The 12,781-nt window shown below is 73.6% G+C and carries 9 protein-coding genes; all 9 read left to right on the top strand.

The annotated features are described in order from the left end of the window. Window positions 1-212, top strand: a 212-nt coding sequence (locus ACWDAK_RS31505; protein ID WP_427395176.1) for a hypothetical protein, incomplete at its 5' end; no start/stop codon positions are given. Window positions 213-349: 137 nt separating this feature from the next. Then, the gene (locus ACWDAK_RS31500) at window positions 350-1,510 is read left to right on the top strand and encodes a radical SAM protein (RefSeq protein ID WP_427395175.1); all 1,161 of its coding nucleotides are present in this window, start codon (window positions 350-352) and stop codon (window positions 1,508-1,510) included. Further along, on the top strand, window positions 1,507-1,989 hold the full coding sequence (locus tag ACWDAK_RS31495; RefSeq protein WP_427395174.1) for a glycosyltransferase: 483 nt from the start codon (window positions 1,507-1,509) through the stop codon (window positions 1,987-1,989). The genes ACWDAK_RS31500 and ACWDAK_RS31495 overlap by 4 nt, the downstream gene beginning before the upstream one ends. A 46-nt stretch (window positions 1,990-2,035) precedes the next feature. Further along, on the top strand, window positions 2,036-2,842 hold the full coding sequence (locus tag ACWDAK_RS31490; RefSeq protein WP_427395173.1) for a class I SAM-dependent DNA methyltransferase: 807 nt from the start codon (window positions 2,036-2,038) through the stop codon (window positions 2,840-2,842). 14 nt (window positions 2,843-2,856) lie between these two features. Beyond that, entirely contained in the window at window positions 2,857-4,155 is a 1,299-nt protein-coding gene (locus ACWDAK_RS31485) for an MFS transporter (protein ID WP_344635817.1), read from the top strand. A 490-nt stretch (window positions 4,156-4,645) separates the two neighbouring features. Further along, the gene (locus tag ACWDAK_RS31480) at window positions 4,646-7,495 is read left to right on the top strand and encodes a type 2 lanthipeptide synthetase LanM family protein (RefSeq protein WP_427395172.1); all 2,850 of its coding nucleotides are present in this window, start codon (window positions 4,646-4,648) and stop codon (window positions 7,493-7,495) included. 21 nt (window positions 7,496-7,516) lie between these two features. Beyond that, the gene (locus ACWDAK_RS31475; RefSeq protein WP_427395171.1) at window positions 7,517-7,726 is read left to right on the top strand and encodes a hypothetical protein; all 210 of its coding nucleotides are present in this window, start codon (window positions 7,517-7,519) and stop codon (window positions 7,724-7,726) included. A gap of 68 nt (window positions 7,727-7,794) precedes the next feature. After that, entirely contained in the window at window positions 7,795-10,752 is a 2,958-nt protein-coding gene (locus ACWDAK_RS31470) for an ATP-binding protein (protein WP_427395170.1), read from the top strand. A gap of 284 nt (window positions 10,753-11,036) precedes the next feature. Further along, window positions 11,037-12,650 (top strand): alpha/beta hydrolase, encoded by a 1,614-nt coding sequence (locus ACWDAK_RS31465; protein ID WP_427395169.1) that lies wholly within the window; start codon window positions 11,037-11,039, stop codon window positions 12,648-12,650. Window positions 12,651-12,781 lie beyond the last annotated feature (131 nt).

Raw genomic sequence — 12,781 nt, 5'->3', positions numbered from 1 at the left:
GCGGCGTCTACGACAAGGAAGAGTCCAACCTCACCGACGACGTCCAGGCCCACTCCGCCGAGAAGTTCAAGGGCACCGAGGTCATCTGCGGCGTCTACGACAAGCCGAACTTCACCGATGACGTCCAGGCGCACTCGGCCGAGATGGTCGAGGGCACGGAGGTCATCTGCAGCCTGTACTGCGAGGCCGATGGGCTCTCGGCCGAGATGTAGCGGCCCGAGATCGTCTGCGGCGGGTGCCAACGCCACGACGAACTGACCGCCCAGGGCGCGGCTCCTCCTCCGGGTGCCGCGCCCCGCCGGCCGGCCCGCACGACCGTCCGTCCACTCAGGCAGGAGAACCGAGCACCATGAGACTCATCGAAGGGCCGTCCGGCGTGTGGTACTTGGGACCCGGCGGGACCCTGCTGATGCCCCGGCGGTTCCACCGGCAGGGCGCGCTCACCGACGAGGGCAGGGCGGAACTGGAGAAGTCGCAGATCGGCACGCCTCGCTCGCGGCGCCACTACAGCCTCACCGTGGTCACTTCCTCCGCGTGCAACCTGGGTTGCCCGTACTGCTTCCAGAACACCGGGGTCGCCGCCCCCGGACGCTTCGATCCACCGCGGATCCCCAAGCGGGTCCTGGACGTGCCGATGATCGAGCGCATCATCGACTTCACCACGGGCCGGCTCGCGGACGGCGGGTACGACCGGCTGTTCGTGCTGCTCTTCGGCGGCGAGCCGCTGCTCAACCGCGCGGGCTGCCGGGAGCTGCTGGTGCGGCTCGGCCGGCTCGCGCCCGTCAGCGCGTCCATGGTGACCAACGGTGTGCTGCTCAGGCCCCGTGTCGCAGAGGAGTTGGAGAGTGCGGGCCTGAAGTCGGCGCAGATCACCTTCGACGGTCCGCGTGAGCTGCACGACGCGCTGCGCGCCACCCGCTCCGGCCGGGGCACCTTCGACACCATCATCGAGAACCTGGTCGCCGTCCAGCGCGAGACCGACCTGCGGCTGACCCTGCGGCTCAACACCACGGCCGAGGGGCTGCCGCTGCTCGACGACCTGATCCGCGGCCTCGCCGAGCGCCTCAACCCGCAGCGTTGCTTCCTGGACATCGCGCCCGTGCTCAACTACGCGGATCTTTACCAGGACGTCCTCGCGCGCTCCAGCGGCGAGGTCGACACCATCCTCGCGGGATACGCGACCGCCCTGGAGTGCGGCTTCGAGGTCGCCTGGCCGAGCGGCGGCGCGTGCGGCTTCTGCGGGGAGCGCGATGGCGCCACCGGCGCCGTGATCAATGCCGACGGCACCCTCTACAGCTGCTGGGAGACCATCGGCAAGGACGGCTACGAGGTCGGCAGCATCGAGGACGGATACCAGCCGTATCCGCCGCAACGCTGGGTGAGTTGCGGCGAGTTCGCGACCGAGGCCGCGGCGCCGTCGGCCTCGAAGGCCTTCGACGACGCGCTGACCGTCGGCCTGCTGGAACTGCTCCGCGCCCGGCGTCGGGAACAGGCGGTAGCGCGCGCATGAAGGTGCTCGTCGCGCCCTGGTCCAGCCCGGGCCATCGCTATCCGGCCATCGCCACCGCGCTGGAACTCCATCAGCGCGGCCACGACGTCGCCCTGCTGAGCGGCACCGGCACCGACGCCGAAGCAGCGCGTGCGGCCGGGCTGGATGTGCTGACCGTACGCCGGGGCTGGACGTCCGACCTGCTCAGCCGGGCCGAGCTGGTGGTCGCCAACGGCACCAGCGCTCCCGTCCTCGGCGCACTGCTGCACGATCGTCCGCTGCTGCTCAGCCCGAATGGCGGCGAACAGCGCCTGCTCGCCGCGGCCTGCCTGCGGGCCGGCGTGGCCGCCCCGCTGGATCCGGCGGCAGCCGTGCCGGACCTGCGCACCGTCACGGCCGACCCGGCCCTGCGCGCCAGGGTTCGTGAGGCCGGTGCGCTGTTGCGCCAGGCCGAGAGCGCAGCCCTGGCGGCCCAGGCCGTCGAGGAGGCGGGCCGCTAGGGCCTGACCGTCCGTGCCCCCGTACCGGTCCCCTGGAGGAGAAACCATGGCGTCCACCGTCCCCACCGACCACGCGGCCGTCGCCTACGACGCGACCGCGCCCTTCTACGACTCGCTCACCCGGCAGGACGACTACACCGTCTTCGGTGACGTGCTGGAGAGCCTGATCAAGCGCGCCGACCCGCCCGGCGTCCGCCTGCTCGACGCGGGATGCGGCACCGGCCGCAGCACCGTCGCCTTCGCCGAGCGCGGCTTCGAGCCCACCGGCGTCGACATCAGCCCGGCCATGATCGACATCGCCCGGGCCAAGCACGGTCACACCGGCATCGAGTTCCACGTCCACGACATCCGCCTGCCGTTCGAGCACGGCGGTCCCTACGACGTGGTGCTGTGCATGAGCGACATCGCCAACTACCTCGCCGACAAGGCCCATCTGGGCGAGGCACTGGCCAGTCTCGGGAGTGTGCTGCGCCCCGGTGGCGTCCTGGTTTTCGATGCCAACACCGCCCGTGGCTACCAGCTCATGCGAGAGTCCCACGTCTTCGACTCCGAGGACCTGCACGCCGCCCTTCGCGGCCGCTTCCTGCCCGAGGACGGCGACCCGCACCGGTTCCAGCTCACCATGGACGCCTTCCGGCGGACCGGGCCCGAGGCGAACACCTGGACCCGGGAGACCGTCCAGCACCTCCAACGGCACCACAGCCCCGCCGAGTTCGCCGATCTGCTCGACGCCGCCGGGCTGGAACTGCTCGGCGCCCACGGGCTGGAGCGCACCGGCACCCTGTCCGACTCCCTGGACGAGGACCGCCACACCAAGGGCCTGTACCTCGCGGTGCGGCGCACCGCCGCCTGACCCGGCGGCCGCCCGTGATCAACAGGAACTTCACGCTGATCTGGGTCGGCCAGGCACTGTCGGACATGGCCAGCGAGATGACCTCGCTGGCCCTGCCGCTCGCCGTGCTCGCCGAGACCCGCTCGCCCGCCGCCACCGCGACGGTCGCCACCGCGGTCGGCATCGCACAGCTCGCCGCGAAGCTCCCCGCCGGCCTGCTCGCCGACACCCACAACCGCAAACACCTGATGCTGCTGTGCGACGCCGCACGAGCGGTGATCGCGCTGCTGCTCGCCTTCGCGCTGGCCGAACACCGGCTGACCACCGGCCTGGCGGTGGGTGCGGCCGCCGCCTCCGCGGCGATCTCCGCGGTGTTCTTCCCCGCCGAGGCGGGCGTGCTGCGCCAGGCGGTGCCGACGGAGCGGCGGCGCGAGGCGATCACCCGCAACGTCGTACGCACCAACATCGCCATCGCCATCGGCCCGCCGCTCGGCGGGCTGCTGCTGCAGTGCGGTGCGCCGATCGCCTTCCTCGCCGACGCCGCCTCCTACCTGGTCTCGTTCGGGCTGGTGCTGCAAGTGGCCTATCGGCATGTGCCGCGTCCCGCGACCGCTGCCGCCGAAGACCCGGCCCGGCGGGGCCGGTCGGCGCTGCGCGCGAGCGGTGAACTGACCGTCGGTTTCTCCTGGTTGATGCGAAATCGGGGGATGCTGGTCCTGGTACTGGTGGTGGCGTACCTGAACCTGCTCGGCCGGGCCATCGAACTGCTCGCCAGCATCGGGGTCTCCGACCTGGGGCGGGAGCCCGTGTCGGCGGGCGTGGTGCTGACCGCCGCGGGCTGTGGCGGCATCGTCGGCGGCCTGTGCACCGGATGGCTGCTGCGCAGACTCACTCCGATGCTGATCCTGGCCGGCACCACCGCGGCATGGCTGCTGCTGACGCCGCTCGTCGGCACCGGGATCGCCTGGATCAGCGCGCTCGCCGTCGGACTGCTGGTCTTCACGCTGCCACCGCTGGCCTCCCTGGCGTTCCTCGTGGTGAGCCTCGACACGCCCCCGCATCTCCAGGGACGGGCGGGCGCCGCGGTCCAGTTGGTCGCGGTGTCGATCGCCTGGGCGGGCCCCGGGCTTGCCGGATTCCTGATCACGGCGAACGGCGGGCCTCTCGCGGCCCTCGAACTGGCCGCGCCGCTGGCCCTGCCGCTGCTCGCCGCGACCAGCCCACGGCTCCGGGCCCTGGTCAACTCCCTCGGGCGGCAGCCGGATTCGGCGAAGGCGGCCGCGGAGCTGCCACCGGTGGCGCCGGTGAGCGCCACCGGGCAAGGGGGCGAGTAGCCGGGACCCGGTGACCGTCCGGGGGCACGCCGACTCCTGCCGGCTCGGAGGCGGGGACGCAACTCTGCGTCCCCGCCCCTTTGCGTCGTCCGTACCGGCCCGACCCAGCCCGCGGTACCACCGCGTTCGCACCCCGGAGTCGGCACTCCGCCGTCCCCCGGGGACCCGGCTCGGACGGAACCTCGCCCCGGGCGCCGACGACGCGTAGCACTCCGGGTCCGCGAGCCCGAATCCGATCGTCCGGTCCATGGACTCTCCAGGCAGGGTGGGTACGGCCGTTCGGAGACGGCGCGCCCGGCCTCCCCCCGCAAGGCCGGGTGCGGGCTCCGAGACTAGGCCGGGGCGCTTCAGGGCCGGTCTACCGTCGGTCTGCGGTCGATATCGCGGCGGTCTTGCGCACCCCCGCCCGCCCTGACAGGCTCTGCTCGTGACCGGGAAGCGGATGCCTGGATTTCGTATTGTGAAGGAACTCCCCTGGTGGCATGGAGGATTGACGGAGTCTCAGTCAAATTGTCCGGAGTGGGCCGGTTTCGTCGACGCAGCGGTGTCCGCCGCGCCGACCACGTCGGCACCGGCTCGCGGTGAGCTGCCGGGCACCAGCGGTTTCGCTCTCGTCCTCGCGCCGCTGGCAGCGGCGGCCGCCGATCGCGTACCCGTCATCCCCGGTGCGGACTCCACGGCCCTGCGCGCCGGGTTCGTCCGGCAGTTGTCCGCCCGACTGGCCCGGCTGGCCGCACGCGCCCTGGTCCTGGAACTCCATGTGTGCCGGGTGACCGGCCGGCTCTCGGGTGACACCCCGTCCGACCGGTTCCGAAGCTTCGTCGGCCTGATGGCGACCCGGGACGGCCTGTCCCGGCTGTTCGCCGATTACCCCGTACTGGCCCGACTGCTGGGCCAGGCCTGCCTGCAGGCCGCCGCCGCGCGGACGGAACTGCTGGAACGGTTCGCCGCCGACCGCTCCCTGATCGTCGACACCCTGCTGGCCGGCCGAGACCCGGGAGCGCTGACCGAGGTGGAGAGCGGAGCTGGCGATCACCACCGCGGCGGACGCTCGGTCTCGCTGCTGCGCTTCGCCGGCGGTGCCCGGGTGGTGTACAAGCCGAGGCCCGTGACCGCCCACCGGTGCTTCAACGAACTGGCCGACTGGCTCAACGCCCGGCTCGGGGAACGGGAGTTGTGCACCCTCGCGCTGCTTGAGCGGCCGGGCTACGGCTGGGCCGAGTTCGTGGCGCAGCGGCCCTGCGGCAGCGAGCCGCAGCTCGAGCGCTTCTACCACCGGCAGGGTGTACTGCTGGCACTGCTGCACGTCCTGGACGGCACGGACGTGCACCACGAGAACGTGATCGCCCGCGCCGACGAGCCGGTACTGATCGACGTGGAGACGCTGTTCCATCCCACGCTGCCCCTCCCGTCCGCGACCGCGGAGGATCCGGCCGCCCTGGTGCTGCGGTCCTCGGTGTACCGGACCGGCCTGCTGCCCAGCCTCCACCTGGGCGACGAGACCGCCTGGGACGCCTCCGGGCTCGGCGCCGACCGGGGCGCACCGCTGCCGATGGAGACGGTGGACTGGGAGGGTGCGGGCACCGACGAGATGCGCCTGGTCCGGCGGGTCCGGCCGTTCGACGGCGCGCGGAACCGGCCGCGCCTCGGCGGCCGGGACGCCGACCCCGCCGGGTACACCGGGTCCCTGCTGACGGGCTTCCGCGCCGGGTACCGCACGATCGCCGCCCACCGGCACCAACTGACCGGGCTGCTGGACCGGTTCGCGGCCGCCGAGGTACGGGTGGTCATCCGGGCCTCCCAGCTCTACGCGCAGTTGCTCGACGAGTCGACCCACCCCGACGTGCTGCGGGACGCCGCCGAGCGGGACGGGCTGCTCGCCGAGGTGCGGGAGAGGTCGCTCGGCGACCCGGTCCGGCCCCGGCTCGTCGACGACGAGATCGCCCAGCTGTGGAACGGCGACCTCCCGCTGTTCACCAGCCGCCCCGGGACAGCGGACCTGTGGAACGGGCACGGCGAGCGGATCGCCGGAATCCTCGGCGAGCCCGGCCTGACCAGAGCGGCGGGCAAGATCGAGGCCATGTCCGAGGCGGACCTGCGCGACCAGGAGTGGATCATCCGTGCGGCGCTGGCCGCCCGCTCACCGGGCACCACGCCCACGACCGCCCGGCCCGGCCGGGGCCGGAAGGCCGCCGCGCCCCCGGCCCCGGCCCCGACCCCGGAGCGGCTGCTCGCCGCCGCCTGCCGGATCGGGGACCGGCTCGTCGCCACCGCCCGGCGGGGGCCGTCCCGGGTCAACTGGCTCGGCCTGGAACTGCTCGAGCACCGGTACTGGCGGCTGGGCTCCATGGGTGCCGGTCTGGGCGAGGGCTACTGCGGACCGGCCCTGTTCCTGGCCCGGCTCGGCCGCCTCACCGGGAGGGCGCGGTACGCGGAGCCGGCCCGCCAGGCGCTGCGCCCGCTGCCCGCCCTGCTGGCCGCGCTCGCCGAACGGCCCGACCAGCTCGGCTACATCGGCACCGGCGCCTTCGCCGGACTCGGTGGCATCGCCTACGCGCTGACGCAGGTGTCCGCCGCCCTGGACGACGCCGAGATCGCCGGCTGGGTCGAGCCCGCCGTCCACCTCGCCGCCGGCGCCGCTGCCGCCGAACAGGAGCCGGGAGTAGTGGCCGGGCGGGCCGGAGGCCTGGTGTCGCTGCTCGCCGTGCACCGGGCCACCGGCTCGGCCGAAGCCTGGCAGGCCGCGCGCTCGTGCGCGGAGCTGCTCGCCGCAGGCCCGCTCCCCGGTGCCGCCGGCTTCGCCTACGGCTCGGCGGGCGTCGGCTGGGCACTGCTCGCGTTCGCGGCCGCCGGCGGCGATCCGCGCTTCGAACGGGCGGGCCTGGCGGCCCTGCGGGCCGAGGTGCCGCCGACCGGTGAACCGTCCTGGTGCCACGGGCTGTCCGGGACCGCGCTGGCCGTGGCCGCCAGCCCGGTCGCGGCGGCGGATCCGGCCCTGGCCCCCGTACTCGACCGCGCGGTCCGCGACATCGCCGAGAGCGGCCCACCGGCTGACCACAGTCTGTGCCACGGCGAGCTCGGCGTGCTCGAACTGCTCCAAGCCGTGCCGGGACCGGTGGCCGAGGCGGCCCGGGCCCGGCGGGCGGAGGCCCTGCTGGCCGACCTGGAGCAGGGCGGTGCGCGCTGCGGCACACCCGGCGGCGTGGTCAGCCCGGGGCTGCTGAACGGCCTGGCCGGGCTCGGGTACGGCCTCCTCCGGCTCGGGTTCCCCGACCGGACGCCTTCGGCGCTGCTGCTGCAGCCGCCGATTCCTGATCGGGCGTCGGCTGCGACGCCATGACACTCCGTCGAAAGGACACTCATGGACACCGAGGAACTGGTCCGGTCGTGGAAGGACCCGAGGGTCCGTCAAAACCGCGCGGCCGGACACCCGGCCGGCGAGATCAAGCTCGGCGGCGGCGGTGCCCTGGGCCGCCGGTCCGGCCTGCTGGCCGGGGCGATCAGCACGGCTGGCGACCTCTGGGCCGAGGCCGACAACACCATCATCACCAGCTGCACCGTCCCGGAGTAACCACTGCGCTCAGCTCCCGTTCGGGTGCTGACCTGTGGGAATCTCCCCAGTTCGAGTAGCCTGCGGACATGCGGACCACCTCACCGGTCATCGTCGGCCGGTCTGCCGAACTCACCGTGCTGAAAACGGCGTTGACGGAGGTCGGCACAGGTACGGGCCGGGCGGTGTTCATGCTCGGGGAAGCCGGGATCGGGAAGTCCCGGCTGGCCGGGGAGTGCGCCCAGCGGGCCTTGGCACGTGCTCTGCCGGTACTGCGGGGCCGCGCCGGAGCGGGCGGGACGAGCACACCGTTCCGCCCGCTCCAGGAGGCGCTGGCCTCCCGCTTCCGGCTGAGCGGGCCGCCCGGTGACGCCGAGTTGGCGCCCTGCCGGCCGGCGCTCGCGCGGCTGGTGCCCGAGTGGCGCTCCGCCGCGGACCCGGGACACCAGGAGAGCGTGGTCGAGCTCGCCGAGGCCCTGCTGCGGCTGCTGGCGGTACTGGGCCGCGGCGGCGGCTGCGTACTGGTGCTCGAGGACCTGCACGACGCCGACTCGGAGACGACGGCCGTCGTCGACTATCTGGTCGACAACATCGCCGAGGTGCCCGTCCTGCTGCTGGCCACCCTGCGGCCGGAGCCGGGCCCCGGGCTGCGGATGGTGCGGGCGGCCGAACGCCGCCGGGCCGCGCTGACCGCCGAACTCCGACCGCTGGCACCGACGGAGGTCCGGCTGCTGGCCGCCAGCTGTCTGGAGACACCGGCCGAGGCCGTACCGGACGTGGTGGTGGACCGGCTGGTCGCGGGCGGCGAGGGCAATCCGTACCTGGTCGAGGAACTGCTCGCGGAGATGGTCGGCTCCGGTGGGCTCAGCTCGAACCGGAACGGCTGGCGGGTCACCGGAGACCTGGGCGCCGCCGTCCCGGCGACGGTGGTGCACAGCTACGGCCAGCGGCTGGACGCCACCGGCCCGCAGGTGCGCGAACTGCTGCTGGTGGGGGCCTGCCTCGGCCCGCGGTTCTCGGTCAGCGTGGTCCAGCTGGCCACCGGGTACGACGAGCGCAACCTGTTCGCGAGCCTGCGCTCGGCCACCGGGGCCGGCCTCATCGTGCCCGACCAGGCGACCCCGGGCTGGTACGCGTTCCGGCACGCGCTCACCGCCAAGGCGCTGCTGGCCACCGTGCCGCCCACGGAACGGGCGGCACTCGCCCGGCACGCCGCCGCCGAGGTGGAGCGGGCCGACCCGGCGCTGCCCGATGAGCGCTGCCAGCTGGTCGCCGTGCTTCGGCTGGCCGCCGGCGACCGGTGCGCGGCGGCCCGCCACTACACCGAGGCCGGCCGCAGGGCGCTGTCCGCCGGTGCGTCCGGGTCGGCCGTGGTCCTGCTGGAGCGCGGGTACGAGCTGGCCGCCGAGGAGGACCGGCCGGGCGTCATCGAGTCGCTGGTGGAAGCCCTCGCCGAGGCCGGGCAGCTCGACCGCGCGCTCGTCCTGGTCGGCGAGCTGGCCCCGGCCGGAGCGGCGGCCCTGAGCACCGACCGCCGGGCCGCACTGCACAACCGGCTGGCCTGGGCGGCCGTGACGGCCGAGCGCCCCAAGGAGGCCGCCGCGCAGGTGGTGGCCGTCCGCGCCCTGCTCGGCGGCACTGCCACGCCGGAGCAGACCGCCGCGCTGGCCGCGGTCGAGGCACACCTGGCGATGCTGCCCGGCCAGGGCGACCGGCGGGCCCGCACCGCGGACGCCGCGCGGCTGGCCTCTCTCGCGGCGGAGGTGGCCGAGCGGGCCGGCCTGCCGGTGGTGGCCTGTCAGGCCTGGCAGCTGCTCGCCCTGACAGCCCGCGAGCGCGGCTTCGACCACGCGGACGAGTACCTGGGGCGGATGCTGGACGTGGCCGAGCGCCACGCGCTGCCGGCCTGGCGGGTGGAGGCCCTGCTGCGGCTGGGCGTCAACGAGTCGATGCGCACCGGCGAGCTGCACCGGCTGGAACAGGCCCGCCAGGCCTCGTTGAGCCTCGGCTCGGTGATGCTGACCCAGACGGCGGAGGGAACGCTCGCGATGATCTCGGTGCTGCGGGGCGACCCGGCCACCGCCCGGGAGATCATCGACCGCTGCCTGGGCGCCACGGCCCGGCTGGGCAACCTCCCCACGCACCGCTACCTGCTGCTGACCGATGCGACCCTCGCCGCCCACCACGGCCGCCGGGAGGAGATGGAACGGCGTCTGGTCACCTTCAGCCAGGGCGGTGGTGAGGACTTCTTCCTGATGCCGCTGGTACTCGGCCTGTGCCGCGCGGTCTGCGCACTGCTGGAGGAGGACCGCGAGCTGGCCTCGACCGAGATCGCCGCGGCCCTGGCCTGGGAGGACCGCAACCCCAGCGTCCACTACCTGGCCGGCCGCTACGGCCTGCACCCCTTCCTGGAGGCGCTGGCCGGGCGTACCGGCTGGGCTGAACACCGGGCGGCGGAAGCCACTTCGGGCGCCGGCCTCGCCTGGAACCGGCACTTCCTGGAGCTCACCCGTGCCGTGCTGCTGGGCCGGGACGGGCGCGGCGAGGAGGCGGCGCGGGCCGTGGCGCGGGCCCGGGAGGTCGCCGCGGTCTTCCCGACGGCAGCCCACCTGGGCCTGCGTCTGGTCTCGGAGGCGGCACTGCGCGACGGCTGGGGAGATCCGGTGGCGTGGCTGCGGACCGCGGAGGAGCACTTCCACGCCGCCGGGGTCCCCGCGGTGACCTCCGTCTGCCGAACGCTGCTGCGGCAGGCCGGGGCCAGCGTGGCGCAGCACCGCACCGGCCGGGAGCGGATCCCCGCGCGGTTGCGGCTGCAGGGTGTGACGCCGCGCGAGTACGAGGTGTTCGTACTGCTGACCGGCCGGCCGGGCAACCAGCAGATCGCCCGGCAGCTGTCCATCTCACCGCGCACGGTGGAGAAGCACCTGGCGAGCCTGCTCGGCAAGACGGGGTGCCAGGACCGCGTCGAGCTGTGCGAGTTGGCGGTGCGCGTGTGCGCCGAGGAGGGGTCGGGGAGGGGCATGGGGACCGGCACCGGCCAGGTCTGATGCCGGCCGCATGCCGGACCTGAACCGTTCCGAACACGACGACCACCGACGCGAGTGCCCTGCGACTGCTGGACGTCGACGAGTACGTGGGAGGCCGGCCCGTCGAGATCTGCTGGCCCTTCACCCGCTACTTCCCCTACGACACCGACTGGCGGGCCAAGAAGTGACCCACCGGCGGCCCCGGCGGCCCGCCCGGGGCCGCCACGCCGACGGAGGTACGCGCTCTTCCACCGACGGCCGCCGGATGCCAGGCTGACCGGGTTTGCACAATCCGAGGAGGCCCCTTGTTACGGAAACCGACTCTGGCAGTCGCGGTCATCAGCGCGTTCGCCCTCGTCACCGGTACCGCCGCCACTGCCTCCGCGTCGGTCGCGCAGACCGCCGCGCAGACCGTCGCCGAGAAGGTCGAACCGGTCGTCTGGACACCGTGCAACCCCGACCCGTCGAAGCCGGATCCGAAGACCTACGACTGCGCCGTCTACCCGGTGCCGCTGGACTACGCGAACCCGTCGGGCGAGAGGATCGGCATCGCCATGATGCGCCGGCGGGCCGGCGACCCGGCCAAGCGCATCGGTTCGCTGTTCCTCAACCCCGGCGGACCGGGCGGCAGCGGCTACCTCTGGGCGACCACGACCCGGTTCGATCCCCGGGTCACGGAGCGCTTCGACCTGATCGGATTCGACCCCCGCGGGGTCGCCAGAAGCAATCCGCTCCGCTGCTTCACGACCGGCGAGGAGGCCGACGCGGTCCTCAAGCGGACGACCGAGGTTCCCGTCACCTCAGCGGAGATCAACAGCACTCTGGCAGCCGACGAGGACTACACCGACGCCTGCGCGCGCAACGCGGGTCCGCTGCTCGAGCACATGTCGACCGTCAACGTGGTGCGCGATCTCGACCGGATGCGCCAGGCCGTGGGCGACTCCCGGCTCACCTTCGCCGGCTTCTCCTACGGCACGCTGATCGGTGCCACGTACGCCAACATGTACCCCGGCAAGGTGCGCGCACTGGTCATCGACGGCAACGTCGACCCGCAGCTGCGGCTGAGCAACGGCCTGGAGTACGACCGGCAGCGGGCGGGCGGGTTCGAGCTCGCGCTGGACGAGTACCTGAAGCGCTGCAAGGCGGCGGGCACGCGGCGTTGCGCCTTCGCCGAGGGCGATCCCCGGGCCAGGTTCGACGCGATCCGCGACCGCCTGCGCACCGAGCCGGTCACCCTGCCGGACGGCTCGAAGGTCACACTGAGCACCTTCACCAGTCAGGTCGCCAACGCCCTCTACGTGCAGGCCCGGCAGGCGCCGCTGGCCAAGTCACTGCAGGCACTGCACCAGGTGATCGAGTCGCAGCAGACCTCCGGCACCCTGGCGGCACCAAAGGCGGCGAACGAGGCGGCCGCGCTGGCCGTACCGGCTCCGGCGGCACTGCGGGAGGCCCCCGCGGACACCCCGTACACCGTCGACGACTCCTACCTCGGGGTCAACTGCCAGGACAAGCCGTACCCGTCGAACCCGAGGATGTTCGCCCTCGTGGCCAGGGCCTGGGAGCTGGAGGCGCCGACCTTCGGCCGGTACCAGGCCTTCGACGCGCCGGCGTGCGCGACCTGGCCGGCGCCGGCGCGCGCGGTGGAGCGCTACTCCGGACCCTGGAACCGGAAGACCGACCATCCGGTCATGGTGATCGGCAACACCTTCGATCCGGCCACCCGGTACCGGTTCGCACAGCACATGCAGCGGGAACTCGGCAGTGCCGTGCTGGTCACGGTCGACATGGTCCAGCACTGCGCGATCGGTCAGAGCAAGGCCCTGGACGCGCTGGTCACCTCGTACCTGGTGGACCAGGTCGCCCCCAAGCCCGGCCAGCTGCTCGAGCCTGACACCGACGCGTTCCCGATGCCTTCCTGACTGAACGTCAGATCATGTCCGCGCTGCTCCGGTTCCGGGGCCGACGAGGACCCGCCCGCGCGGGCGGGTCCTCGTCGGCGCGACCCGGGCCCCACCTGCCGGACCCCGAGCGGAAGAGCGGCGGGGAGGGG

The sequence above is a fragment of the Kitasatospora sp. NPDC001175 genome, assembly GCF_053598215.1.
This window is presented reverse-complemented; position numbering and strand designations above follow the sequence as displayed.

What these genes read in the sequence shown, in the direction of transcription:
- ACWDAK_RS31470 (WP_427395170.1), top strand. Translation starts at nt 7,795, where the DNA reads ATGCGGACCACCTCACCGGTCATCGTCGGCCGGTCTGCCGAACTCACC.
- ACWDAK_RS31475 (WP_427395171.1), top strand. Translation starts at nt 7,517, where the DNA reads ATGGACACCGAGGAACTGGTCCGGTCGTGGAAGGACCCGAGGGTCCGT.
- ACWDAK_RS31500 (WP_427395175.1), top strand. Translation starts at nt 350, where the DNA reads ATGAGACTCATCGAAGGGCCGTCCGGCGTGTGGTACTTGGGACCCGGC.
- ACWDAK_RS31495 (WP_427395174.1), top strand. Translation starts at nt 1,507, where the DNA reads ATGAAGGTGCTCGTCGCGCCCTGGTCCAGCCCGGGCCATCGCTATCCG.
- ACWDAK_RS31490 (WP_427395173.1), top strand. Translation starts at nt 2,036, where the DNA reads ATGGCGTCCACCGTCCCCACCGACCACGCGGCCGTCGCCTACGACGCG.